We start from the raw sequence: 25,102 nt of genomic DNA on the forward strand, positions 1-25,102 counted from the left end.
CTTAGCGACCGCGAACCGCTTGTTCCAGCTCGGCGAAGCTTGGACGGTGCGCCGGGTACAGAACCTTGCGTCCGAACTCGACCGCCAGCGACGGCGGCATGCCGGACGCCGAAGCCACCAGCGAGGCCTTGATGGCTTCGTAGACGTTGAGCTCTTCCTTGGCATCGTGGGCCAGGGAATGCGCCAGCGGACCGAAGAAACCGTACGCCGCGAGAATACCGAAGAAGGTACCGACCAGTGCCGCACCCACGTGCAGACCGATCGACGCCTGGTCACCTTCACCCAGCGAGGCCATGGTCACCACGATACCGAGTACCGCCGCAACGATACCGAAACCGGGCATGCCGTCGGCGATGCCGTTGACTGCGTGCGATGGGTGCTCGAGGTCTTCCTTGAGGCTGTACAGCTCCATGTCGAACAGGCCTTCCAGTTCGTGCGGAGCCATGTTGCCGGAGGACATGATGCGCAGGTAATCGCAGACGAACGCGGTCATGCGTTCATCCTTGAGCACCGCCGGGTACTTGGCAAAAATCGGGCTCGCGGCGGCATCTTCGATGTCGCCTTCGATCGCCATCATGCCTTCGCGGCGGCTCTTGTTGAGGATCTCGTAGATCAGCCCGAGCACTTCCAGATAGAAGGTGTGGGTGAAGCGCGAACCGAACATGCTCAGGGATTTCTTGAGCACGTGCATCGTCATGTAACCGGGGTTGGCCTGGAGGAATGCGCCGAGGGCCGCACCGCCGATGATCATCACCTCGAAGGGCTGGATCAGGGCGGCAATCTTGCCGTGGGAGAGCACGTATCCGCCGAGCACGCTCGCGAATACGACGATGATGCCGATAATTTTAGCCATAGGTAGAAGGTACTTGTTTAAGTCGGGTTCAAGGTCATATTCGGAAGTTAAAAAATCTCTTCTTCTACTTATCGGCAAAACTGCGCCAGACTATAGCCAGTTCAGGCGAAAAGCCAATTTAGCCCATGCCGGGCGCGTCTACAGTCAGTGAAGATCTCGTCCAGACATGGCTAATGAAACGAACATTCCATCGGTAAAACCGACCACGCTCCAGGCTTGGGTCAAGCTGCTCGACAGCGTCCGCCTGCCCGTACCACAAGAGGCTCACGACAAAGTCTGCCGGGCGATCCGCGACAATCGCAGCTCGCTGCGCGACATCGCCGATCTGATGCAGGACAGCCCGGCGCTGGCCTTGAGCATCATCCGTGAGGCGAATCGTCACACCCACGGGACCATGGCCGCGCCAGCGGAAAATCTTGAGGTGGCAATCAATCGCCTGGGCCTTGCGCGCACCGAAGAACTGCTCGCGCGCCTGCCGGCCGAACCGCACCGACAGATCCCCAAGGCCTTGCGTCAGTTGCAGTTGATCAGCCAACACGCGACACAGCAGGCCAACGGTTTTTTTGCCAGTCGCCTGGCGCGGCTGTGGCAGGACATCCACTGGGGCAGCCTGCTGTTTTTGTCGCCGCTGTGGCCGTTGGCGCTGACCTATCCGCAGTTGCTCGAAGAGTGGGAACTGCGGGTGATCCACAAGGGCGAGTCGGCGCGGGTGGTCGAAAAGCAATTGTTCGGCGTGCGACTGTTGAAGATTGCCGAGGCTCTGGTCCAGGCCTGGCATCTGCCGATCTGGGTCGAGCAAGGCTACAAGTTGCTGCTCAGCGAACAACGCGAACTGGTCAAAGTGCTGCGCATCGCCCGCGACAGCGAACACCCACTGCGCCAGCAGAATCGCCTCGACGATGACCCGACATTGCGCCGCTGGCTCAACCAGCCGGCGAATACCGTGCTGCTGGCCAATGGGCTGGCGCTGTCGGCGCAACAGGCCTGGGACAGTCCGCACAGCAAGCGCTGGCAGTACCTGACCAGCCTGTATCTGCAGATTTCCATGGACGAAGTGCAGCAACAGCTGCACCAGCAAGCGGCGAACAGCGCGCGTCAGCATGCGATGCCTGATTTGTGGCACCCGGCGGTTTCGCTGATCTGGCCTTGGGGCGCTCGTCGTTTGCCGGCCGGCATGCTTCCGGCAGCAGCGCCGAATGCGGATGATCTGGGCCAGTGGCGTCGGCAATGCGCCGAACTCCTCGCCGAGCCCAGCCGCTTCACCAATGCCATGAGCCTGACCGTCGCCGCCCGCGAGGCACTGGTCGCCAGCGGCATGCGCCGGGTGATGATTATGATGGCCGACCGCACACACACGACCCTGCGCGTGCACCAGACCGCCGGTTTGCCGAAGGATGCGGCGGCGCTGAGTTTTGCCGTCGGCCAAAGCAAAGTCCTGCAACGCCTGCTCGCTCAGCAGGCGCAGGTGCGAATCACGCCGGAGAACAACGGGCAATTCTCGGCCTTATTGCCAGCGAGCCTGCGCACGCTGTTTCGCGGTGAGCATCTGTTCCTGCGTTCGCTGGTCAACAACGGCCGGGTGATCATGATCGTCGTTGCCGATCAGGGCGGCGGGCCGTTCGCCGACATCACCGTACAAGCCTTCGGCAAAACCGCGCAGTGCATCGAAAAAGCCCTGCACAGCTTTAGCAGCCGTGGCCAATGAGCCTGCGCTACAATCCTCCCCTTTGTGCTCTGGAGACCTCACATGTCTGACTTCTCTGGCTTGGCGCTTGTCATCGAGCCGAGCGACCTGCTGCCGCGTCTGGAGTCCCCGGAACTGATCCTGGTGGACCTGACGAGTCCTGCCCGGTATGCCGAAGGTCACTTGCCCGGCGCACGTTTTGTCGACCCGAAACGCACCCAGCTCGGCCAGCCACCGGCGCCGGGGCTGATGCCGGCGAAAGCCGATCTGGAAGCATTGTTTGGTGAACTCGGTCATCGCAAAGACGCGGTCTATGTGGTGTATGACGATGAGGGTGGTGGCTGGGCCGGACGTTTCATCTGGCTGCTCGATGTCATTGGCCACGACAAGTACCACTATATAGACGGTGGTCTGCCGGCCTGGCTGGCGGACGGTATGCCGATGTCGATCCAGGTACCATCCGTTGTCGGCGGCCCGGTCTCGCTGACCCTGCACGACGAACCGACCGCCACCCGCGAATACCTGCAAAGCCGTCTCGGCGCCGCCGATCTGGCGATCTGGGACGCGCGCGGGCCGCTGGAATATTCCGGCGAGAAAGTCCTCGCCGCCAAGGGTGGCCACATCCCCGGTGCGGTCAATTTCGAATGGACTGCCGGCATGGACCAGACGCGTCAGTTGCGTATCCGCAGCGACATGCCGCAGATCCTCGAAAAGCTCGGGATCACCAAGGACAAGGAAATCATTACCCACTGCCAGACCCATCACCGGTCGGGCTTCACTTATCTGGTGGCCAAAGCCCTCGGTTATCCCCGGGTCAAGGGCTACGCCGGTTCCTGGGGCGAATGGGGCAACCACCCTGACACGCCAGTCGAGATTTAAGGTTTTTAAGGACAACTAATGAAAGAGCGTCTGTTTATCCTCAGCCAGTACCTGCTGCCGCATCACCTGCTGTCGCGCCTGGCCGGCTGCATCGCCGAATGCCGTGTGCGCTGGTTCAAGAATGCCTTCACCCAATGGTTCGCCAAGCGTTATCAAGTGGACATGTCGCAAGCACTGGTCGAAGACCTGACCGCTTACGAGCACTTCAACGCATTCTTCACGCGTGCGTTGAAAGACGGCGCGCGTCCACTGGACGAAACTCCGGGCGCGATCCTCAGCCCGGCCGACGGTGCGGTGAGTCAGCTCGGCCCGATCGAGCACGGTCGCGTGTTCCAGGCCAAGGGCCACAGTTTCAGCGTGCTCGAATTGCTCGGCGGTGATGCGGCCAACGCAGCGCCGTTCATGGGCGGCGATTTCGCCACGATCTACCTGTCGCCGAAGGACTACCACCGCGTGCACATGCCGCTGGCCGGCACCCTGCGCGAAATGGTCTACATCCCGGGCCGCATTTTCTCGGTGAACCAGACCACTGCCGAAAACGTCCCGGAGCTGTTCGCCCGCAACGAGCGCGTGGCGTGCATATTCGATACAGAACGCGGGCCGATGGCCGTGGTGCTGGTCGGTGCGATGATTGTCGCTTCGATCGAAACCGTGTGGGCCGGTCTGGTCACGCCACCGAAGCGCGAGCTGAAAACCTTCCGCTACGACGAAGCCGCACGCGCACCGATTCATCTGGAAAAAGGCGCGGAACTGGGGCGCTTCAAGCTCGGTTCAACGGCGATCGTGCTGTTTGGCCCGGATCAGGTGAAGTGGGCCGAAGAGCTGGTGGCCGGCTCGCCAGTGCAGATGGGCCAAGGCCTGGCACTGCCAAAAGCGTGACCCAATTTGCGGAAGCAGCCGAGGCTGCTTCCGCAAACCGCGGCATTTGCTGCTATGGTTTTGCTCATGAGCCAGACCAACTTTTCTCCCAAGCTGCGCGCTCCGACTCCCACGCAAACGCGCCTGTCGTTCTGCGACGCCAGCCCGCGCGACCTCAAGCGCTGGATCGCCAGCCTGCCCAAGGCCAACATCGGCGAAACCGCCCGCCTGCTGTATCAAGGCCTCGGCGAACTGAACCTGTTGCTCACTCCCAGTGACAATCGCCTGCAACTCTTGGAACTGCTGCGGCCCGAGGTGTATTTCGTCTGCCAGCATCTGGAACGGCACTTTCTGCATCAGGCGATCATGCTCGACGAGCGCTCGCGCAAGGTCAGCAACCTGTGTCAGGCGCTACAAGGTCAGCTGGCCATCGGCTATAAACAGATCGTTCTGCGCATCCTGCCCAAATACAGCAAGGACCGCGCGACGTTGGTCAGCACCGCCTTGCAACGCGCCGCGCATGCCCTGAAGGCGCAACTGGTGCGCGCCACGCAGTTGTACAGTTCACCGCCGGAACATGCGTGGTTCGAATTGCACCAGCTGTATCGCAGCGCGGCGCAATTGCAGCTGCAACAACGGCGGCTGCGCGATGATCTGGCCTTTTTGACTAGCGAACTGAGCGTCGAACAGACCTACATCGCCGCACTGCTATTGGGCAGTGCCCGTTGCAACCAATTGCGTCAAAGCCAGATTGCCCGGCTGGCCGAGGTGATCGAGCCGTGGAGCGCCCTGCTCAAACTGCATCCCGACAGCGCCGACGACGGCTTGTTTGCGGTCAGTCCGGAACTCGATGTCGGCCCGCGCTACCGCAAGATGTTTCGCAGCGAACAACAGAACGGGCTGCTGGGCTTCGATCCGCAACCGCTGGTCAAACAGCTCGAAACGCACCTGCTGCACCAGTCCACCTCGACCCCGTTACCCGTTTCCGTCGGCCTCAGCGTCGACACCCTGCAACATCTGCACGCTACTTGGGGTCAAGCGGCCGAACGCAGCTTTCAACGCATCGCCGGCCAGGGCTCGCTGACCGTGTGCGTTGGCATGAGCGCCCTGCACTTCTACCTCGGCGGCGAGCGCACTTTCAGCGAGTTGCTCAAACATCCCGGCGCCCGCGCGGCAAACTTCAGCAGCGTCGTGGCCAACGGCGAAAAGGACAGCTGGAGTCAGGCGTTCGACGCTGCCCCGCAAAGTAACGATGAGCTGTTGCCGTACGAGGAAATCCAGTACGACCAGTTGAGCGAAGAAGAAGGCCCGGGCAACGCGCCGAATTATCCGACTTACGCCTTGCCGGTGATCAACCATAGCCCCGGCGGCTATTGCCTGGCCTGGCCGAGCGAAGTACCGGCCGAATTGCAGGCCGGGGAAATGCTCGGCATTCAGGACAGCGAGAGCAAAGGCTGGAGCATTGCGGTGATTCGCTGGATCCGCCAGGTGCGCGGCAGCGGCACGCAGATGGGCATTGAACTGGTCGCGCCACACGCGCAGCCGTGCGGTCTGCAACTGGTGCGAGCGAAAGACGATCACAGCCAGTATTTGCGCGGCTTGCTGTTGCCTGAGATCAGCGCGATCGATGTGCCGGCCACCGTGCTTGCGCCGCGCCTGCCGTTTCAGGAAGGCAACAAGGTGTTGATCAACACCCAGGGCGAGGAACACCGCGCCGGACTGGATCGGCGGGTGGCGAGTACCCACAGCTTCAACCAGTTCGCCTATCGCTCGCTGGATCCTGCGCAGAATGGCGGAGGTGAGGAGGATTTTGATTCGTTGTGGAATTCGCTTTAGACCGAGGTGCGGCCTTCGCGAGCAGGCTCGCTCCCACACTGGAATGAGGTTTCCCGTGGGAGCGAGCCTGCTCGCGAAGAGGCCAGATCAGCTTATCGAGATCTCAGAGCTGCCCGTCGCGATCGCGGAAACCCAGCAGATATAACACGCCATCGAGCCCCAGCGTTGAGATCGCCTGCTTCGCCGACTGCTTGACCAGTGGTTTGGCGCGGAACGCCACGCCCAGCCCGGCAATCGCCAGCATCGGCAAGTCGTTGGCGCCGTCGCCGACGGCAATGGTCTGCTCCAGACGCAGACCTTCCTTGTGCGCCAATTCCTTGAGCAAGTCAGCCTTGCGCTGCGCATCGACAATCGGCTCGATCGCCACGCCGGTGCACTTGCCGTCGACCACTTCCAACTCGTTGGCAAACACGTAGTCGATGCCCAGCCTGGCCTGCAGTTGCTTGGCGAAATAAGTGAAGCCGCCGGACAGGATGGCGGTTTTGTAGCCAAGGCGCTTGAGTTCGGCGAACAGGGTTTCGGCGCCTTCGGTCAAACGCAGCGAGGCACCGATCGAGTCGAGCACGCTGACGTCGAGGCCCTTGAGCAGCGCCAGACGCTCCTTGAAGCTGGCGCGAAAATCCAGTTCGCCGGCCATCGCGCGCTCGGTGATTTCCGAGACCCGATCACCGACGCCGGCCGCCTTGGCCAGCTCATCGATGACTTCCGCTTCGATCAGCGTTGAGTCCATGTCGAACACGGCCAGACGTCGGTTGCGACGGAACAGCGAGTCTTCCTGAAAGGCGATATCGACGTTCAATTCCTGGGCAACGCTGAGGAATTCGGCGCGCAGGGCCTGCGGATCGGCCGCTTCGCCGCGCACGGAAAACTCGATGCAGCCCTTGCCCTTGTCGGCCGGTGTGTCCAGCGGCATGCGCCCCGACAGACGGTCGATATGGTCGATGTTCAGGCCATATTTGGCGGTGATCGCGCTGACCGCCTGCAACTGGCCGGCGGTGACCTTGCGCGTCAGCAGGGTAACGATATGGCGCTTCTTGCCCTGATTGCCCACCCATTGCTGGTAATCCTCTTCGGACACCGGGGTGAAGCGCACTTGCTGATCCAGTTCGTAGCCCTTGAACAGGATGTCCTTGAGCACTGACTTGCCTTGTTCGGAATCGGGAATTTCAACCAGGATGCCGAACGACAGGGTGTCGTGGATCACCGCCTGACCGATGTCGAGAATGTTCACACCACCTTGTGCCAGAACACCGGTGATGGCCGCCGTCAGACCCGGACGGTCGACTCCCGTGATGTTAATCAGGACGATTTCGCGCAACGCGCACCCCCGCAACTGGAAAAAAACCGCATTCTACCCACTTTCAGTGACCATCGGGCACCGCGAGCGCTTTGCCGGTCTGGGGCCTGTCGCTATACTGCGCGTCAACTTCACGGACAAAGAGCCGAGCTCAAGTGAACCGGCCCACGCCAGTCAAAACCGATAACTTCTTCCTGCTGATCTTCCGTGCACTGCGCCATCGCCGTGTACCGATTGCATTGCGCATTGCCAGCCACAACGTGATCCTGGTCGCTCTGGCCCTGGTGATCTATGCCGGGGTGATGGGGCTGCAATTCAAGCAGGCCATGCACGAGCAGGCCGATGCGCTGGGCGAAAGCCTGACCACGCAGACCGCCACCTCCGCCACCGAGCTGCTGGTGTCCAACGACATACTCAGCCTCAACGTGCTGCTCAACAACCTGACCAAGAACAAACTGGTCGCCCACGCGGCAATCTACAGTGTGGACAACCGCATCCTCGCCGAGTCCGGTCAGCGTCCCAAGCACAGCCTGCTGGGCGAAGCCGAGGGCATGTACGAGAGCAAGATCACTTTCCAGGACGTGACTGCCGGGCAACTGCGCATCAGCCTGGACATGGATCAGTTCCAGCAGCCGATGACGATCAGCCTGCAGAGCATGGGCATTTTGAGCGCGATTCTGCTGGCACTGTCGCTGGCTCTGAGCCTGCGCATGGGCCGTTATCTGTCGACGCCGTTGCTGCAATTGCGCGTGTGGCTGCGCCGCATCGACGCGCACACCCCGGGCATCGATCGTCAGGATGAAATCGGCGATCTGGCGCGCCAGCTGCACGCCAGCTACGCCCCGGAACCGGAGCCCGAGCCTGAACCCGAGCCGGAATTCGCCGAGGAAGACGACGAGCTGGAGTTCGAGGTGCGCAACCTGCGCGATCCGAGCTTCGACGAAAGCCGCCCGCTGGCCGCGAAGAAACCGGCACCGCGTCACTTGGTCAGCACCGTCGAAGACGATGATGACGATGACGCCTTCGCCGACCTGCGCGACGAATCGCTCAACGGCGCCGCCCAACCGCTCACGCGCAAACCGAGCCCTGACGTGCCACAGCACACCGCCGTACTGGCCGTGCAACTGGGCTCGCAGGAACAATTGCGTCGTTTGCCTCGCGCACGTCTGGAAGAATTGCAGGAACGCTATCGCGACTGCCTCGAGCAGGCCGCTTCGCTGTATCAGGGCGAAATCGAGACCCTCAACGACGGCAGCACGCTGTTGCTGTTCCACACCGAAGATTGCGGCGACGATTACCTGACCAATGCCATCTGCTGCGGCGAACTGCTTCGTGCACTCGGCCACCAATTGCAGATCGAGGTCGCAGACAGCGGCATCACCCTGCAATTGCAGCTGGGCCTGACCTTGGGCGATGAGCTGTTTGGCCTGAGCCAGATTGATCTGCTACTGACCGATTCGGCCCAGGATGCACTGGCCTTGTCGCAGCACAGCCGCAATCTGCTGCTGGTTGAACGCAAGATCAGCGATGACGCGTTGATCCGCCAGCGTGCGCGGATCCGGCCGATCGCCAGCCCTGAGGGCGCTTGCTGTGTGGAGCGGTTGATGGAGCCTTATCCATCGATGCTGGAACGGCAACTGGCGCGGATGCATGAGCGCCGGGCGTAAGGCTTAGGCCAGATACGCAAAAGCCCGCAGATGAGTGATTGTCTGCGGGCTTTTTTGTGCGCGGTCTTATTGGAATCGTGCGCATCCCTGAAAAGCCCACCCTAGCCCTCTCCCTCCGGGAGAGGGGACCGACCGAGGTGTCTAGCGTCATACGTCGACCTGACAGATCTTGGCGATTATGGATTCACCGCCGCGCGTACACGTCGGTGTAGCTCTCGAATATCCCCCAATCGGTTCCCTCTCCCTCTGGGAGAGGGCTAGGGTGAGGGGCTTTTTGATCTTCCACCCTGCCTCCAGACACAACAAAGCCCGCACTAGGCGGGCTCTGTTCTGACGCGTTCCAGCTTCAGAAGCGAAACACTTCCATATCCGTACGAATCGGCGACGCCATCGGGATCTTCGGTTGCTTCTCCGCATCCGCCGCTGGCGCTGCGGGCTTCGGCGCGGCTTTACGCGGTGCCTCGGCCACGGGCGGCTGGTTGGCCAGTGGCTTGAGCGCCACCGACAATTGCTCGGCCAGACGCTGCAACAGAATCCCCTGTGCCTGCACCTGGGAAGCGGTGCTGCCGGCGTGCAACTCTTGCAGATGAATGATGCGGTTATCACGCACCTTGCCGCGACGATCGATCAAACGCCACTGCGCATCGAGAATCGCCGGTTGTTTCGCCCCGGAATCCAGACGGGTGATGGTCAGCAAAACCTGCACATCCGGCGTGAAGCCGGCGGTAGCAGGCGCCAGCACCACACGCTGGCTGTCCAGGTGACCGGCGACCTGACGCATCAACAGCTGATCGATATCCGACGAAAGGCTGCCAGCCCAACGACCGTCGGTCGCCGCTTGCAGGCTGCCGTCGGGTTGACGTTGCAGCAGGGTTTCGCGTTGCAGGTAATCGGCTACAACCACCGGCCCCAGCAAAACCGCCATGCCCGCGCTTTGCGCAGGCTGAACCGGACTTCCGCTGTCCAGTTGGTACAGCGACACCGGCTGGTGAACGCTGCAACCCGCCAGGCCAAGAACGCCGGCGAGCAACAAAATAAGGGGGCGTAGAGCAGTCATCATCCCGTCCAGGTGGCCGCCACAAGGCTGACCACAGTGAAAATACTCAATAAATATGAAGAACGCTCGGCCACGCCGGCGCTTGAAAGGCCATATCATCCGTGAATATGCGTTCCGACTCCAGCGCCAAAGCGTCGATCTACGCGTTTAATCGCAGATCGAACGCTCTAGGAAGGCGTTCTCGCCTAATTGAGGTTTTCGACGAGCAGCGCATCGACCCGTTGGAAGCCCCGCGGAAGTTTGTTTCCGCGCCGTCCACGCTCACCTTTGTAGTGCTCGAGGTCGTCGGCTTTCAGTGACAGAGTCCGTTTGCCAGCCTGCAACACCAGGGTGGCGCCTTCCGGCAGAACGGCGATGTCCGTGACATATTCTTCGCGACTGGCCACGCGTTCACCGGAAATGCCGATGATCTTGTTGCCTTTGCCCTTACCCAATTGTGGCAGATCGCTGATTTTGAAGATCAGCAGGCGACCTTCGGTCGTGACCGAGGCCAGCCAGTTCTGCTCGCGATCGGCCACTGGTCGCGGCGCGATGACCTTGGCGTTGTTCGGCAAGCTCAACAGAGCCTTGCCAGCCTTGTTCTTCGCTTGCAGATCCTCGCCTTTGACCACGAAGCCATAACCGGCATCGGACGCGATCACGTACAGCGAATCGTCTTCCGGCATCAGCACGCATTCGAAAGCTGCACCCGGTGGCGGCGTCAAACGGCCGGTCAACGGTTCGCCCTGGCCACGGGCCGAAGGCAAGGTGTGCGCGGCGACCGAATAGCTGCGTCCGGTGGAGTCGATGAACACGGCAAACTGGTTGGAGCGCCCCGCCGCCGAGGTCTTGAAGCCATCGCCGGCCTTGTACGACAGACCGGTGGCGTCGATGTCATGGCCCTTGGCCGAACGCACCCAGCCTTTTTCCGACAGCACGACAGTGACTTTCTCGTTCGGCAGCAGATCGTGCTCGCTCAACGCCTTGGCTTCGGCGCGCTCGACGATTGGCGAGCGGCGGTCGTCGCCGTAGGTTTCGGCGTCTTTGAGCAGCTCGGTGCGCACCAACTTCTTCAGCTTCGCTTCGCTGCCCAGCAGGGCTTGCAGCTTGGCCTGTTCCTTGAGCAGTTCGTCCTGCTCGTCGCGCAGCTTCATCTCTTCCAGTCGCGCCAACTGACGCAAGCGGGTGTCGAGGATGTAGTCGGCCTGAATCTCGCTGAGGGCGAAACGCTCGATCAGCTTGGCTTTCGGATGCTCCTCGGTACGGATGATGTGGATCACTTCATCCAGATTGAGATAGGCAATCAGCAAGCCGTCCAACAGGTGCAGGCGACGTTCGACCTTGTCGAGGCGGAATTGCAGGCGGCGACGCACGGTCAGCACGCGGAATTCCAGCCATTCGACCAGCAGCGCACGCAGGTTTTTCAGCTGTGGCTTGCCGTCCAGACCGATGATGTTGACGTTGACCCGGTAGGTCGACTCCAGCTCAGTGCTGGCGAACAGATGCTGCATCAGCGCTTCGTGATCGACGCGGCTGTTGACCGGAATGATCACGATGCGGCACGGGTTTTCGTGGTCGGATTCGTCACGCAGGTCGGCGATCTGCGGCGCTTTCGACGGTTTTGCCTGCATCAGCGCGGCGATCTGCTCCAGCACTTTGGCGCCGGAGACCTGATGCGGCAGCGCGGTGACGATGATGTCGCCGTCCTCGACGTGGTACACGGCGCGCATACGCACCGAGCCCTTGCCGGTTTCGTACATTTTCAGCAGATCGGCGCGCGGCGTGATGATTTCCGCTTCGGTCGGATAGTCCGGGCCTTGAATATGCTCGCAGAGCTGTTCGACCGTGGCTTTCGGCTCATCGAGCAGACGCACGCAGGCGGTGGCGACTTCGCGCAGGTTGTGCGGCGGCACGTCGGTGGCCATGCCCACGGCAATACCCGTGGTGCCGTTGAGCAGAATGTTCGGCAGGCGCGCCGGTAATACCAGCGGCTCCTGCAGGGTGCCGTCGAAGTTCGGCCCCCAGTCAGCGGTGCCTTGGCCCAGTTCGCTGAGCAGCACTTCGGAATAGCGCGACAGCCGCGCTTCGGTGTAACGCATGGCGGCGAAGGACTTGGGATCGTCCGGCGCACCCCAGTTGCCCTGGCCGTCGACCAGTGTGTAGCGATAGCTGAACGGCTGCGCCATCAGCACCATCGCTTCGTAGCACGCCGAATCGCCGTGGGGGTGGAACTTGCCGAGCACGTCACCGACGGTACGCGCCGATTTCTTGTGCTTGGAATCGGCGTCCAGCCCCAGTTCGCTCATGGCGTAGACAATACGCCGCTGTACCGGTTTCAGGCCGTCGCCGATATGCGGCAAGGCGCGGTCCATGATCACGTACATGGAGTAGTTGAGGTAGGCATTTTCGGTGAAGTCAGCCAGCGATCGGCGTTCTACACCGTCCAGGCTGAGATCAAGGGAGTCGCTCATGCGGGCCTCATCGGTTCGTTGTCTGGCGCAGCAGCATGGTGCCACCGCGCTGGGTAAATTCAAGTCTGTTCAGGGCGCTCATGCCGAGCAGCACCTGATCGCCATGCAGCCCCGGCGCCACCAGTGCGCGGACATCGCGCAGGACGATGTCGCCCAATTGCAGGCGGGCAATCTTCGTTCGATAGCCCTGGCTCAGGCCATTGGCCGTGCTCAGGGTCACGCCGAAACCTTCTTGCAGCTTCAAACGCTTGGCCAGATCCGCCGGGATCGCCACATCGGTGGCGCCGGTGTCGAGCATGAACTCGACCGGCTCGCCGTTGATCTGGCCGCTGGCGACAAAATGCCCTTGGGCATTGCTCGCCAGTTTCACTTCGATAAATCCTTCGCCCTGCTCCGACGTGACCACTATGTTCGGATTCTGCTGGCGCTGTTCCCACTGACCGAAAAACCGCGTCGCGAGAAACAGCGCCGCGCACCAGGCGAGGATCATCAACACCCGACCGGCACGCTTGCCCGGTGGCTGCTGGCTCATGGCCTGGCACTCCAGCCACCGTCCGGCGCGGCAAAGCGCCAGACCACCGGGCGGACTTCGCCATCGGCACGCGGGCCAAAATTGTTGTCGACGCCGATCCACGCACCTTCGGCATCAATGATCAGCGCTTCCTCCAGTCCGTAGTTCTGCGAGTAGCGACGTTTTTCCTGCAACAGTTCGCCGGCATACGACCAGCACTGCTCGACCTTGGCCGTCTGCGCATCGCGACGGCAGATCTGATAAGCGTTGCGTTCAAGGGTAAACAGCTTGCCGTTGAACAAGGAAATGTCGGAAAAGTCGCGATGAACCGCTTTCGCCTTGGGAAACTGTGGCGGCTGCATCTCCTTGCCGCCCTCACTGAGCAGCACGCAGCGACCGTCACAATCCCACACCGTCTGCTGGCGTTTGATCAGCAGCAAACCACGTTTTTGCCGTTCGGCGGCCAGCCATATCTGATCACCGGCCGGGTTGATCGCCAGGCCCTCGAAGATCGAATTGAACTTGAGCAGCAGGCCGCTCGCCCGCGCTTCGCGAACCAGCAGCGGCGAGATTTTCAGCCAGTTCGCCGGGCCGCTGACCGGCACCTGCAACACCGCCGCATGGGCTTCACTGACGATGTAGCGATTGCCTACGCTGTCGCAACTGATGCCCTCGAAATCCAGATCGCCACCGCGAATGAACGACGCCGCCCAGGTGCGCGAACTCAAGCCCCACGGCAAGCCGCTCTCCGGCACAGGCGGCACGTCGATGTGCACGGTTTGCGCCTGCCAGACCGGATCGCGGGTATCGAGCCGATAGATCTGCTCGTCATCGCGATCGGAAACCGTCCACAGCTCATTGCCGCACCTGGCCAGCCCCGACAGGTTACCGCCGCGCATGCCTTCGACCGGGTGTTCGGAAAGCAGCCGCAATTGTTGCAGCGGCTCGGCCGACACGCTCAGCGCACTCAGCAGCAACGCACCCGCCAAGGCCCAGCCAAACTGCATCAGGCCAGCACCTCGGCGAGGTTGCCTTTGGATTCCAGCCAGGATTTGCGGTCGCCGGCGCGTTTCTTCGCCAGCAGCATGTCCATCATTTCCGAGGTTTCGGCGAAGTCTTCGCCCAGCGTCAACTGCACCAGACGCCGAGTGTTCGGGTCCATGGTGGTTTCACGCAGTTGCGGCGGGTTCATTTCGCCCAGACCCTTGAATCGGGTGACCTGCGGCTTGCCGCGTTTCTTCTCGGCGACCAGGCGATCGAGAATACCGTCGCGCTCGGCCTCGTCGAGGGCGTAGTAGATTTCTTTGCCGAGGTCGATGCGGTACAGCGGCGGCATCGCCACGTAGACGTGACCGGCATCCACCAACGGGCGGAAGTGCTGGACGAACAGCGCGCACAGCAAAGTCGCAATGTGCAGACCGTCGGAGTCGGCGTCGGCGAGGATGCAGATCTTGCCGTAGCGCAGCTGGCTCATGTCCGCCGCGCCCGGATCGACGCCGATGGCCACGGCGATGTTGTGCACTTCCTGGCTGGCGAGCACTTCGCTGCCGTCGACTTCCCAGGTGTTGAGGATCTTGCCGCGCAACGGCAGGATCGCCTGGAATTCCTTGTCCCGCGCTTGCTTGGCCGAACCGCCGGCGGAGTCACCCTCGACCAGGAACAGTTCGGAACGCATCGGGTCCTGCCCGGCGCAGTCAGCCAGTTTGCCTGGCAGCGCCGGACCTTGGGTGACGCGTTTGCGCTCGACTTTCTTGCTCGCCTTGAGGCGACGACCGGCGTTATTGATCGCCAGTTCGGCCAGGGCCAGACCGGTTTCCGGGTTGGCATTGAGCCACAGGCTGAAAGCGTCTTTCACCACACCGGAGACAAACGCCGCTGCTTCACGGGAAGACAGACGCTCTTTGGTCTGGCCGGAGAATTGCGGTTCCTGCATTTTCATCGACAAGACGAAAGCGATGCGCTCCCAGACGTCTTCCGGCGCCAGCTTCACGCCGCGCGGCAGCAGGCTGCGGAACTCGCAGAATTCGCGCATCGCATCGAGCAGGCCCTGACGCAGACCGTTGACGTGCGTGCCGCCCTGCGCGGTCGGGATCAGGTTGACGTAGCTTTCCTGCACCGCGTCGCCACCTTCCGGCAGCCACAGCAGTGCCCAGTCGACCGCTTCTTTATTACCGGCGAAAGCGCCGCAGAACGGCTCGTTCGGCAGACGTTCGAATTCGCTGACCGCATCGACCAGATAAGAGCGCAGGCCGTCTTCGTAATGCCACTCGACTTTCTCGCCGGTGCCTTTGTCTTCGAAGCTGACCAGCAGCCCCGGGCACAACACAGCCTTGGCCTTGAGCACGTGCTTGAGGCGGCTGATGGAAAATTTCGGTGAGTCGAAGTATTTCGGGTCCGGCGCGAAGTACACGCTGGTGCCGGTGTTGCGCTTGCCGACAGTGCCGACGATTTCCAGCTCGGAGGCCTTGAAGCCGTCCTTGAAGGTCATCTGGTATTCGTTGCCGTCACGTTTGACCCGCACGCGCACTTCGGTCGACAGCGCGTTGACCACGGAAATACCCACCCCGTGCAGACCGCCGGAGAACTGGTAGTTCTTGTTGGAGAACTTGCCGCCCGCGTGCAGCTTGGTGAGGATCAGTTCGACGCCGGAGACACCCTCTTCCGGGTGAATGTCCACCGGCATGCCACGGCCGTCGTCGCTGACTTCCAGCGAATGGTCGGCGTGCAGGATGACCTGCACCGATTTGGCGTGGCCGGCCAGGGCTTCGTCGACGCTGTTGTCGATGACTTCCTGGGCGAGGTGGTTCGGCCGACTGGTGTCGGTGTACATGCCGGGGCGTTTGCGCACCGGGTCGAGGCCCGAGAGGACTTCGATGGCGTCGGCGTTATAAGAACTAGCGCTGGGAGTGGCCATAAGGTCTCGTCGTCAGTCATTCATGAAAGAGGGGCAAGACTTCACAGCGTGGTGAAATCGATTGCCTGATACATATCGGCAGCCATGCCGGCAAAACTCAGCAACGCCGGCAATTGCCCGGCAAAGCCCTGAAAACTGTGGTCGCCGCCAGCCTGGATGCGCAAGGCACAGGCGCGGTAATACTGTTGGGCGAGGCGATAATCCAGCGTTTCGTCGCCGGTTTGCAACCAGACCTGATAACGCTGCGGATCCTGCGGTGGCGGCACTTCCAGTTCGGCCAGCGCCGTGACGTGGTCGTGGGTCAGTTCCCAGGTTTCATCGGTGTAGAGGTTCTTCTGCGTGCCCAGATAACCATCGAACATCCGGTGCGGGCTGACCGCCGGGTTGACCAGCAGGACTTTCAGGCCATGGCGCTCGGCCAGGTGAGTCGCATAGTAGCCGCCGAGCGAACTTCCCACCAGCAACGGCCGGCCCAGCTCGGCGATTGCCTGCTCGAGCTGACCGATGGCTTCGCGCGGATGGTGATGCAGCGCCGGCACGCGCAATTGCCCGCTCAAACCCAGCCGCTCCATGACCGCGACCAGCTGACAGGCCTTCTTCGAGGCCGGCGCGCTGTTGAAACCGTGGATATAGAGGATCGAACCGGACATTTGAGCTCCCTGGCTGTCGGCGAAAGATAGCGGAGTTTACAGGGAGAAGGACCGGGATTGGGGGTGGGTTCAATAAATTGGTGTGACAGCACAAGCTGCCCTCACCCTAGCCCTCTCCCGGAGGGAGAGGGAACCGACTGGGGGATATTCGAGAGCTACACCGACCTGAACGTTTTGCTGCGAATCCATAATCGATTCGCTGTTTCAGGTCGATGCACAGCCAAAGACCCTCACCCCAGCCCTCTCCCTCTGGGAGAGGGCTGGGGTGAGGGTCTTTGATTGTCAGTTCAGTAACCGTTGGAGCCGTAATCGACTGTGAACTCGAAGTCGGTGACTCTTTCGACGCCCGTTTCCAATTTCCCGTCCGGCAACAACCGCAGCCAGCGATACCCCGGAGCCTGCTCGCCCACCTTGAAATCCGCACTCCCCGGCTCGAACTGGATGCACGTCGAGGGCGAGGCCATCAAGCGCACGCCATTGCGGTCGCGATCGATTTCCTGATGCACATGCCCCCACAGCACCGCGCGAACCTGCGGGAAGCGATCCAGCACTTCAAAGAACGCTTCCGGGTTACGCAAGCCAATCGGCTCCATCCACGCGCAGCCGATCGACACCGGATGATGATGCAGGCACACCAGATGATGACGCTCCGGCGCCTCGCTCAGCGCGCGGGCGAGCAGTTGCAACTGATCATCCTGCAGATAGCCCGGCACCGAACCCGGCACCGCTGAATCGAGCATGGTCACCCGCCAATTGCCGATATCGACTACCGATTCGAGCAAGGTGCTCTGCACCGCCGCCTCGGCCATGACCATCGGTTCGTCGTGATTGCCGGGTAACCAGCGCGCCGGTGCCTTGATCTGCGCGCTCATCTGGCGGAAGGCCTGATACGACTCCAGCGTGCCGTCCTGGGAAATATCGCCAGTGGCCAGCAGCAGATCGATCTGCGCCTGTTGCGCCAACACCAGGTCGATGACCTGTTGCAGGCTTTCGCGGGTCTTCATGCCCAGCAGCTTGCTGTGCGCTTGAGCGAACAGGTGGCTGTCGGACAACTGCACCAGCAGCGCCGGGTCGGCGCTGGTAATTGTCGATACGCTGGGCAAGGCGCTCTCCCGGGGCTAAGCACGCAATGGATGGGTGCGACAATTATGCTGGGGGATGACACAAAGGGGAAACCGCCGAAGCGGACGCAGTTCACAACTAGCGAACGACTTCGTACTCGTGCCCCAACGCCAGGCAATGACTCAGCCATTCGCCCAGAAACACATTGAGCTGGGCCTTTTCATCGGGCTGGTGCATGGCGGCGTTCGGATAAGGATAGATGCCGCGAAAGCGTCGTGCATGCTCGGCGCTGACCACTTCGGCCATGCGCGCGTCGTGGTAGACCTGCACTTCCAGTTGCGGCACCGGCAACCATGGCAGGCTGTGCTCCTGGCGTACCTGCAAGGTCGTGGTGTACGGGCAGGTCTGCAGCACTTCGAGGGCGAGCACGCCGAGCATCTGCTCGCCCTGGGTCACAGCGATACGCCGCGCCTCGGGTTCGTTGCGCATGTCCGGCAGCAGTCGCATCAGGCGCGCGTAGTTGGCCTCGCAGGCGGCTTGCAGCCCCACGAGGTCAACCCGATAACGATCGCGCAGCTTGTTTACGACCATAGCCCCCTCACTTCGGCGCGGTTCAGCGCCAGCCACTGCAAGGCGATGATGCTCGCCGCGTTGGCAATCCGACCGTCACGCACGGCCTGCAAGGCATCTTCAAAGGCCCAGACCGTTACGCGAATGTCTTCGGCCTCTTCTTCCAGCCCGTGCAGACCGCCGACACCGTCGGTGCTGCACCGCCCCAGATACAAATGCACGAATTCGTTGCTGCCACCCGGCGAGGGAAAGTACTTGGTCATCGGCCACAACGCCTTGATGTCCAGCCCAGCTTCCTCCTGCGCCTCGCGGTGAGCAACTTCTTCCGGTTGCTCATCCTTGTCGATCAGACCGGCGACCAGTTCGACCAGCCACGGGTTGTCGGCCTTGCCCATGGCGCCGACACGAAACTGCTCGATCAGCACCACTTCATCGCGCTGCGGATCGTAAGGCAGGACGCACACGGCATCGTGGCGCACGAAGATTTCCCGGTTGATCTCGCGGCTCATGCCCCCGGCGAACAGCTCATGGCGCAAGTGCACACGGTCGAGCTTGTAGAAGCCCTCGTAGCATTTTTCGCGCCGCACGATATCCACGGCGGTCGGAATGGCGTTGGCAAAGTCAGTCATGATCATCCTCTTTACTGCATATCCTTTACGGGGTTTCCGTGTACAACCGGCAACCTCGACTTCGCGCCATCCTAACGCGCCCGCACCGTTTGATGCAGCCCCTTTACCGTCAGCGGGATGGACGGTGAAGCTGAAAGACACTCTAATCAGCTTAGTGGCGAACTGACTGCTCCGTTGAGAGTCGAAGCGGTATCTTTTTGCCTTCCCCTGCTTTCGAAAGGACGCCCATGTCGCTTTTCAAAATTGCCTCTGTGGCCGCTATTGCCCTGACTCTGGGCGCCTGTGCCAGCCTGTTCCAGCCCAACTATCGCACGCCGCTGGAAACCACCCGCGACGCCTCGGAACAACTCAAACCCGGCTGTTCCAACGCCGATTGCCCGCTGGTGAACATCGACACCCTGCGCTTCCCGGATGAGCCGGCACTGGACGGCATCATCGAAAAACGTCTGCTGCAAATGACCCGCACCGAGAAGAACGCACCGGTCGCGCCAACCCTGGCCGCCTACCGCGAGCAGTTCCTCGCCAGCGCCGGCCCGCGCAACAGCAGCTATCTGCAAGCGAAAGTACGCGAGCAGCATGACGGACTGGTGATCATCGAGCTGTCGAGCTACCTCGATACCGGCGGCGCCCACGGCACGCCGGGTCGCGGTTTCATCAACTATTCGCGCCAGCAGCACAAGGTGTTGAATCTCTCCGACATGCTGCTGCCGGGTCAGGAAGAGGCATTCTGGAAAGCCGCGCAAGTGGCGCACAACAGTTGGCTGATCAGCACCAAGCTCGATCAGGAGGCGGAATTCGTCGCGAACTGGCCGTTCGTGAAAACCCCGCACGTGGCGCTGACCTACGGTGGCGTGATCCTCAAGTACGACGTGACCACCATCGCGCCCTATGCGCTGGGCCACGTCGAACTGAAGATCCCTTATCCGCGCCTGAACGGCATTCTCAAGCCTGAGCTGTTTCCCGGCCGTAACTGAAGGCCCGGCCCAGCACTAACCGCAACAGCCCTGCCAGCACCAGCGCCGGCAGGGTTGCGCCGACATACGGATACAGATTCGCCAGCAAGTGGTAGGTGCTCACCCCGCCCAGCCACGCCAGCAACGCCGGCCAGCGCAATGCGGCTGAGGCGACCTGAGCACTGCGCTTGCGCAGGATGAAGTGATCCACCAGCACCACGCCGAACAGCGGCGCGAACACCGAGCCGATCAACAGCAGGAAATTCTGGTACTGCGCCAATGGCGCCAGCAGTGCGATCAGCGTGCAGATCACGCCGATGGCCAAGGCCAGATGCTCGACTTTCAGACGCAACAGGATCCCGCTCGAGACCGCTGCCGAATGAATATCGGCAAAAGCGTTTTCCGACTCGTCGAGCAGAATCAGCAACAGCGGAATGCCCAGACCGGCGCCAGCCAGTGCCAGCAACAGCGCGTTGACTTCACCGCTCGGCGCAAACGCCAGGGTGTAGGCCACACCAAGGCTCATCAGCCAGAAGTTGCCGATGAAGAAACCCACAGCCGTGCCACCGAAAACATTCTTTGCGCGTTTGCCGAAACGCGAATAGTCGGCAATCAACGGCAGCCACGACAGCGGCATGGCGATGGCAATGTCGAAGCCCACCGCGAACGGCATCGAACCGTCACCGGCGCGCGCCCACAGCGCCGCGAGGTCGGCTTTGGCGAACAGGTTCCAGGTCAGCCACAGGCACGCTGCGAGCAACAGCCAGATGCCCCACTTGCGCAGAATCTGCCGCACGAACGTCAACGGCCCGCTCACCGCGAGCAAGGTCGCCAGTGCGCCGAAAAACAGCGTCCACAGCATCGGATTGGCCCACAGCGAACCTTCGCTGAAGGCGCGGGTGCCGAGCAGGCTGGCGGCATCGCGCATGACGATGATTTCGAACGAGCCCCAGCCGATCAGTTGCAGCAGATTGAGCAGCGCCGGCAGGCTCGCGCCTTTGCTGCCGAGGCTGAGCTTCAGCGCCGCCATCGACGAAAGGCCGGTGTCGCTGCCGATCACACCGACCGCTGCGAGCAGCAGCACGCCCACCAGCGTGCCAAGGAAGATAGCCAGCAAAGAACCGGACAGGCCCAAGCCCGGCGCGAGCAATGCGCCGGTCTGCAAAACCATCAGGCCGATGCCGAGGGAGAACCACAGGGAAAACAGATCGCGACCGCCGAAGACACGCTTTTCAGCGGGGACGGCGAGGTCGGGAGAATAAGTGCCGGGTTGAATGCTCAAGGGTGTTATCTCAAAGAGGAGCAGGAAAAAGCTGCAAGCTGCAAGCTGCAAGCCGCAAGTTAAAAGCGGTACGCGGACTGCTTCTAATCTTGCAGCTTGCCGCTTGCCGCTTGCCGCTTGCCGCTTGCAGCTTGCAGCTTGTGACTAGACTTTCTTGTACAGCTGACTGCCTTCCTGTTTGAACCGCTCGGCCTGCTCAGCTAGCCCCTTGGCGACGTCCACATCGACCGCGTCGATGCGCTGGTTGGCCGCATACTCGCGGACTTCCTGGGTGATTTTCATCGAGCAGAATTTCGGTCCGCACATCGAGCAGAAATGCGCGACCTTGGCCGAGTCCTTCGGCAGGGTTTCGTCGTGATAGGAGCGCGCGGTGTCCGGGTCCAGGCCGAGGTTGAACTGGTCTTCCCAGCGGAATTCGAAACGCGCCTTGCTCAGTGCGTTATCACGAATCTGCGCGCCCGGGTGTCCCTTGGCCAAGTCCGCCGCATGCGCGGCGATCTTGTAAGTGATGATCCCGGTTTTCACGTCATCCTTGTTCGGCAGGCCCAAGTGCTCCTTCGGCGTCACGTAGCAGAGCATCGCGCAACCGAACCAGCCGATCATCGCCGCGCCGATACCGGAAGTGATGTGGTCATAGCCCGGCGCAATGTCGGTAGTCAGCGGGCCGAGGGTGTAGAACGGCGCCTCGTCGCAGCATTCGAGCTGCTTGTCCATGTTCTCTTTGATCAACTGCATCGGCACGTGGCCCGGGCCTTCGATCATGCATTGCACGTCGTGCTTCCAGGCAATCTTGGTCAGCTCGCCGAGGGTTTCCAGTTCGCCGAATTGTGCTTCGTCGTTTGCGTCGGCAATCGAGCCCGGCCGCAGGCCATCGCCCAGCGAGAAGCTGACGTCGTAGGCCTTCATAATTTCGCAGATTTCGTCGAAGTGGGTGTAGAGGAAGTTCTCTTTGTGGTGCGCCAGGCACCACTTGGCCATGATCGAACCGCCACGGGAAACGATGCCGGTCACGCGTTTGGCGGTCAGCGGCACGTAGCGCAGCAACACGCCGGCGTGGATGGTGAAATAGTCGACGCCCTGCTCGGCCTGTTCGATCAGGGTGTCGCGGAACAGCTCCCAGGTCAGGTCTTCAGCAACGCCATTGACCTTCTCCAGCGCCTGATAGATCGGCACGGTACCGATCGGCACCGGCGAGTTGCGGATGATCCACTCGCGGGTTTCGTGAATGTGTTTGCCGGTGGACAGGTCCATCACCGTGTCCGAGCCCCAGCGAATGCCCCAGGTCAGTTTCGCCACTTCTTCTTCGATCGAAGAACCCAGGGCGCTGTTGCCGATGTTGCCGTTGATCTTCACCAGGAAGTTACGGCCGATGATCATCGGTTCCAGTTCGACGTGGTTGATGTTGGCGGGAATGATCGCGCGGCCGCGAGCGATTTCTTCGCGGACGAATTCCGCGGTGATTTCTTGCGGAATGCTTGCGCCGAAGCTGTGGCCGGCATGTTGCTGCTTGAGCAGGCCGGCCGCGCGGGCCTCTTGCAGCTTCATGTTTTCGCGGATGGCGACGTATTCCATCTCGGCGGTGATGATGCCTTTGCGCGCGTAGTGCATCTGGCTGACGTTGGCCCCGGCCTTGGCCCGGCGCGGGTTGTTGACGTGGGCAAAGCGCAGTTTGGTCAGTTCGGCATCGGCCAGACGCTGCTGACCGAAGTTCGAACTCAGGCCCGGCAGGCGCTCGGTATCGCCACGGTCATCGATCCACGCTGAGCGCACATCGGCCAGACCTTTGCGCACATCGATGACCACGTTCGGATCGGTGTACGGGCCAGAGGTGTCGTAGACCGTGACCGGGGCGTTGATCTCGCCGCCGAAATCGGTCGGGGTTACATCGAGGCTGATTTCGCGCATCGGTACGCGAATGTCCGGGCGCGAGCCCTGAACGTAGACTTTTTGCGAACGGGTGAACGGCTTGACCGATTGCTCGTCGACCTTGGCCGAGTCACTCAGGTTGATCGCGTTTTTTTCTTTTGTTGTCATCACGGGCTCTCCAGACAGCATCCAGCAGTGGATTGTCGGAGCAGAACCTGAAAGGCACGGACGCACCAGGACCGGTGCTGTGCATTCGTCATGGCGTTCGATTGTCGAACAATATCCCGGACGAAGCACAAGAGGACTCGCCGGGTGACGAGAAATCTTGTTCCCTACGCAGGCGCTAACCTGATCAGGTTCAACGGGATCCGAAATTATTCGATCTCAGCCTCATAGCAAGGCACCCCGACAAGAACCCGGCCAGTCTAGACACAACAGCCGAGGAACGCCAACACCGCAGCGAAGGCCATGATGAATGGCGTAAATACCCAGGCTTGCCCGATTGTTGCCGGAGCAATGCGCAACTACACTCGCTTGGCCTGGCTCAGCCTTGACGCTGTGCGGGCTGCGCCTTACCTTTGGCGCCCGGATTACTTCCATAATATTCATGCTAGGGATCGCCTCATGCTGCGCAAACTTTCATTGGCTGTTGCCGTGTCCTGTGCGTCCAACACAATGGCCTGGGCAGCGGAAGCACCCTTGTCGACCAAAACCGATCTGGTCAGCGTCTATCAGGAAGCGGTCGACAACAACGCCGACCTCGCGGCGGCCCGCGCCCAGTATGGCGCGCAGAAAGAAGTGGTGCCGCAGGCCCGCGCCGGTCTGTTGCCGAACCTGTCCGGTGGCGCCGAAGTTGCTGACGTGCGCACCTCGATCGACCAGCCTTCAGCCATCGCCAACCGCAGCGCGCATTCCTATCAGGCGACCCTCGCGCAGCCGCTGTTCCGCGCCGATCGCTGGTTCCAGTATCAAGCAGCCAAGGACGTCAACGAACAGGCCGCGCTGCAACTGTCGGCGACCGAACAGAACCTGATCCTGCAGAGCGCTGAAAGCTACTTCAACGTGCTGCGCAGCCAGGACAATCTGGCCTCGACCAAAGCTGAAGAAGCGGCGTTCAAACGTCAGCTCGATCAGTCCAATGAGCGCTTCGATGTCGGCCTCTCGGACAAGACCGACGTGCTGCAATCGCAAGCCAGTTACGACACCGCGCGAGCCAACCGCATCGTCGCCCAGCGTCAGGTCGATGATGCGTTCCAGGCGTTGATCACCCTGACCAACCGTCAGTACAACTCGATTCAGGGCATCGTCCATACGCTGCCGATCCTGCCGCCGGCACCCAACGATGCGAAATCCTGGGTCGACACGGCGGCGCGGCAGAACCTCAATCTGCTCGCCAGCAACTACGCGGTCAGCTCCGCCGAGCAGACGCTCAAGCAGCGCAAGGCCGGCCACTTGCCGACCCTCGACGCCGTGGCGAAATACGAGAAAGGCGACAACGATGCCCTCGGCTTCGCCAACCCCAACTCCTTCGGCGCGCCTTATGGCGGCAACGTCGAGCAGAGCACCCTGGGCCTGCAACTGAACATCCCGATCTACAGCGGCGGGCTGACCAGTTCGCAAGTGCGTCAGTCCTATGCGCAACTGGATCAGAGCGAACAGCAGCGCGAATCGCTGCGCCGGCAAGTGGTGGAAAACACTCGCAATCTGCACCGCGCGGTGAACACCGACGTCGAGCAGGTGCAGGCGCGCCGCCAGTCGATCATCTCCAACCAGAGCGCAGTGGAAGCCACGGAAATCGGCTATCAGGTCGGCACGCGCAACATCGTCGACGTGCTCGACGCGCAGCGCCAGCTGTACACCTCGGTGCGCAACTACAACAACACCCGCTACGACTACATCCTCGACAACCTGCGCCTGAAGCAGGCGGCGGGGACGCTGAACCCGGGTGACCTGGAAGATCTGCGGCGCTATCTGAAAGCCGATTACAACCCGGACAAGGACTTCCTGCCGCCGGATCTGGCGTCGGCGGCTGAAGCGCAGCTCAAGGCGCGGCCTTAAAAGCTAAAGATCGCAGCGTGCCGGAG

General features: G+C 61.5%; 20 protein-coding genes and 1 riboswitch. Of the genes, 7 read left to right on the forward strand and 13 right to left on the reverse strand.

Annotated elements, in window-relative coordinates; genetic code table 11:
- Position 1: 1 nt before the first annotated feature.
- The gene (motA, locus tag KVG85_RS17830) at positions 2-853 is read right to left on the reverse strand and encodes a flagellar motor stator protein MotA (RefSeq protein WP_024011357.1); all 852 of its coding nucleotides are present in this window, start codon (positions 851-853) and stop codon (positions 2-4) included.
- Between the two features lie 166 nt (positions 854-1,019).
- Here motA and KVG85_RS17835 point away from each other — a divergent pair, with 166 nt between their 5' ends.
- From KVG85_RS17835 to KVG85_RS17850, 4 genes are all read left to right on the forward strand, one after another.
- Positions 1,020-2,558 (forward strand): HDOD domain-containing protein, encoded by a 1,539-nt coding sequence (locus KVG85_RS17835; protein WP_217864518.1) that lies wholly within the window; start codon positions 1,020-1,022, stop codon positions 2,556-2,558.
- 42 nt (positions 2,559-2,600) lie between these two features.
- Complete coding sequence (gene rhdA / locus KVG85_RS17840) at positions 2,601-3,416, forward strand: thiosulfate sulfurtransferase (protein ID WP_217864519.1); 816 nt, start codon at positions 2,601-2,603, stop codon at positions 3,414-3,416.
- Positions 3,417-3,434: 18 nt separating this feature from the next.
- Positions 3,435-4,295 (forward strand): archaetidylserine decarboxylase, encoded by an 861-nt coding sequence (gene asd, locus KVG85_RS17845; protein ID WP_024011354.1) that lies wholly within the window; start codon positions 3,435-3,437, stop codon positions 4,293-4,295.
- A 66-nt stretch (positions 4,296-4,361) separates the two neighbouring features.
- Complete coding sequence (locus KVG85_RS17850; protein WP_217864520.1) at positions 4,362-6,110, forward strand: cyclic-di-GMP receptor FimW-related protein; 1,749 nt, start codon at positions 4,362-4,364, stop codon at positions 6,108-6,110.
- A gap of 103 nt (positions 6,111-6,213) precedes the next feature.
- Here KVG85_RS17850 and serB read toward each other — a convergent pair whose 3' ends face one another.
- Positions 6,214-7,428, reverse strand: coding sequence for a phosphoserine phosphatase SerB (serB, locus tag KVG85_RS17855; protein ID WP_041477650.1), 1,215 nt, complete (start codon positions 7,426-7,428; stop codon positions 6,214-6,216).
- Between the two features lie 134 nt (positions 7,429-7,562).
- On the opposite strand from serB, the gene KVG85_RS17860 reads away from it, so the two are divergent.
- Positions 7,563-9,074: an AhpA/YtjB family protein gene (locus tag KVG85_RS17860; protein ID WP_217864521.1), complete on the forward strand. Its 1,512-nt coding sequence runs from the start codon at positions 7,563-7,565 to the stop codon at positions 9,072-9,074.
- Positions 9,075-9,420: 346 nt separating this feature from the next.
- On the opposite strand, the gene KVG85_RS17865 is transcribed toward KVG85_RS17860, so the two are convergent.
- The 9 genes from KVG85_RS17865 to KVG85_RS17905 all read right to left on the reverse strand — a co-directional run bounded on the left by KVG85_RS17865 (position 9,421) and on the right by KVG85_RS17905 (position 18,917).
- Positions 9,421-10,131, reverse strand: coding sequence for a PqiC family protein (locus tag KVG85_RS17865; RefSeq protein ID WP_039756820.1), 711 nt, complete (start codon positions 10,129-10,131; stop codon positions 9,421-9,423).
- Positions 10,132-10,316: 185 nt separating this feature from the next.
- Complete coding sequence (parC, locus tag KVG85_RS17870) at positions 10,317-12,581, reverse strand: DNA topoisomerase IV subunit A (protein ID WP_217864522.1); 2,265 nt, start codon at positions 12,579-12,581, stop codon at positions 10,317-10,319.
- Positions 12,582-12,588: 7 nt separating this feature from the next.
- The gene (locus KVG85_RS17875) at positions 12,589-13,113 is read right to left on the reverse strand and encodes a retropepsin-like aspartic protease family protein (protein WP_024011348.1); all 525 of its coding nucleotides are present in this window, start codon (positions 13,111-13,113) and stop codon (positions 12,589-12,591) included.
- Positions 13,110-14,099 (reverse strand): esterase-like activity of phytase family protein, encoded by a 990-nt coding sequence (locus KVG85_RS17880; RefSeq protein WP_217864523.1) that lies wholly within the window; start codon positions 14,097-14,099, stop codon positions 13,110-13,112. The genes KVG85_RS17875 and KVG85_RS17880 overlap by 4 nt, the downstream gene beginning before the upstream one ends.
- Positions 14,099-16,006: a DNA topoisomerase IV subunit B gene (parE, locus tag KVG85_RS17885; RefSeq protein ID WP_024011346.1), complete on the reverse strand. Its 1,908-nt coding sequence runs from the start codon at positions 16,004-16,006 to the stop codon at positions 14,099-14,101. The genes KVG85_RS17880 and parE overlap by 1 nt, the downstream gene beginning before the upstream one ends.
- Positions 16,007-16,047: 41 nt before the next feature.
- Positions 16,048-16,656 carry a YqiA/YcfP family alpha/beta fold hydrolase gene (locus tag KVG85_RS17890; protein WP_217864524.1) on the reverse strand — a complete coding sequence of 203 codons (609 nt, stop codon included), beginning with the start codon at positions 16,654-16,656 and terminating at the stop codon, positions 16,048-16,050.
- 287 nt (positions 16,657-16,943) lie between these two features.
- Entirely contained in the window at positions 16,944-17,759 is an 816-nt protein-coding gene (gene cpdA / locus KVG85_RS17895) for a 3',5'-cyclic-AMP phosphodiesterase (RefSeq protein ID WP_217864525.1), read from the reverse strand.
- Between the two features lie 97 nt (positions 17,760-17,856).
- Positions 17,857-18,309 carry a DUF1249 domain-containing protein gene (locus tag KVG85_RS17900; protein WP_016771972.1) on the reverse strand — a complete coding sequence of 151 codons (453 nt, stop codon included), beginning with the start codon at positions 18,307-18,309 and terminating at the stop codon, positions 17,857-17,859.
- Positions 18,300-18,917 carry an NUDIX domain-containing protein gene (locus tag KVG85_RS17905; protein ID WP_024011344.1) on the reverse strand — a complete coding sequence of 206 codons (618 nt, stop codon included), beginning with the start codon at positions 18,915-18,917 and terminating at the stop codon, positions 18,300-18,302. The genes KVG85_RS17900 and KVG85_RS17905 overlap by 10 nt, the downstream gene beginning before the upstream one ends.
- A 227-nt stretch (positions 18,918-19,144) precedes the next feature.
- Between KVG85_RS17905 and KVG85_RS17910 the strand changes: the two genes are divergently transcribed.
- Positions 19,145-19,891, forward strand: coding sequence for an RsiV family protein (locus tag KVG85_RS17910; protein WP_024011343.1), 747 nt, complete (start codon positions 19,145-19,147; stop codon positions 19,889-19,891).
- Here the strand turns inward: KVG85_RS17910 and cytX are convergent.
- Complete coding sequence (gene cytX, locus KVG85_RS17915) at positions 19,860-21,152, reverse strand: putative hydroxymethylpyrimidine transporter CytX (protein ID WP_217864526.1); 1,293 nt, start codon at positions 21,150-21,152, stop codon at positions 19,860-19,862. The genes KVG85_RS17910 and cytX overlap by 32 nt on opposite strands.
- Positions 21,153-21,296: 144 nt before the next feature.
- Positions 21,297-23,186 (reverse strand): phosphomethylpyrimidine synthase ThiC, encoded by a 1,890-nt coding sequence (thiC, locus tag KVG85_RS17920; protein ID WP_130927047.1) that lies wholly within the window; start codon positions 23,184-23,186, stop codon positions 21,297-21,299.
- Positions 23,187-23,330: 144 nt separating this feature from the next.
- Positions 23,331-23,436: riboswitch (TPP riboswitch) on the reverse strand.
- Positions 23,437-23,642: 206 nt separating this feature from the next.
- Between thiC and KVG85_RS17925 the strand changes: the two genes are divergently transcribed.
- Positions 23,643-25,076, forward strand: a complete 1,434-nt coding sequence (locus KVG85_RS17925) for a TolC family outer membrane protein (protein WP_016771977.1) — start codon at positions 23,643-23,645, stop codon at positions 25,074-25,076.
- The last annotated feature ends 26 nt before the right edge of the window (positions 25,077-25,102 follow it).

It is taken from the genome of Pseudomonas triticicola (assembly GCF_019145375.1).
Taxonomy (GTDB): Bacteria; Pseudomonadota; Gammaproteobacteria; order Pseudomonadales; family Pseudomonadaceae; genus Aquipseudomonas; species Aquipseudomonas triticicola.

Coding starts and splice junctions, on each gene's coding strand:
- motA (WP_024011357.1), bottom strand. CDS start 853: ATGGCTAAAATTATCGGCATCATCGTCGTATTCGCGAGCGTGCTCGGC.
- KVG85_RS17835 (WP_217864518.1), top strand. CDS start 1,020: ATGGCTAATGAAACGAACATTCCATCGGTAAAACCGACCACGCTCCAG.
- rhdA (WP_217864519.1), top strand. CDS start 2,601: ATGTCTGACTTCTCTGGCTTGGCGCTTGTCATCGAGCCGAGCGACCTG.
- asd (WP_024011354.1), top strand. CDS start 3,435: ATGAAAGAGCGTCTGTTTATCCTCAGCCAGTACCTGCTGCCGCATCAC.
- KVG85_RS17850 (WP_217864520.1), top strand. CDS start 4,362: ATGAGCCAGACCAACTTTTCTCCCAAGCTGCGCGCTCCGACTCCCACG.
- KVG85_RS17865 (WP_039756820.1), bottom strand. CDS start 10,131: ATGACTGCTCTACGCCCCCTTATTTTGTTGCTCGCCGGCGTTCTTGGC.
- parC (WP_217864522.1), bottom strand. CDS start 12,581: ATGAGCGACTCCCTTGATCTCAGCCTGGACGGTGTAGAACGCCGATCG.
- KVG85_RS17875 (WP_024011348.1), bottom strand. CDS start 13,113: ATGAGCCAGCAGCCACCGGGCAAGCGTGCCGGTCGGGTGTTGATGATC.
- KVG85_RS17880 (WP_217864523.1), bottom strand. CDS start 14,099: ATGCAGTTTGGCTGGGCCTTGGCGGGTGCGTTGCTGCTGAGTGCGCTG.
- parE (WP_024011346.1), bottom strand. CDS start 16,006: ATGGCCACTCCCAGCGCTAGTTCTTATAACGCCGACGCCATCGAAGTC.
- KVG85_RS17890 (WP_217864524.1), bottom strand. CDS start 16,656: ATGTCCGGTTCGATCCTCTATATCCACGGTTTCAACAGCGCGCCGGCC.
- KVG85_RS17900 (WP_016771972.1), bottom strand. CDS start 18,309: ATGGTCGTAAACAAGCTGCGCGATCGTTATCGGGTTGACCTCGTGGGG.
- KVG85_RS17905 (WP_024011344.1), bottom strand. CDS start 18,917: ATGACTGACTTTGCCAACGCCATTCCGACCGCCGTGGATATCGTGCGG.
- KVG85_RS17910 (WP_024011343.1), top strand. CDS start 19,145: ATGTCGCTTTTCAAAATTGCCTCTGTGGCCGCTATTGCCCTGACTCTG.
- thiC (WP_130927047.1), bottom strand. CDS start 23,186: ATGACAACAAAAGAAAAAAACGCGATCAACCTGAGTGACTCGGCCAAG.
- KVG85_RS17925 (WP_016771977.1), top strand. CDS start 23,643: ATGCTGCGCAAACTTTCATTGGCTGTTGCCGTGTCCTGTGCGTCCAAC.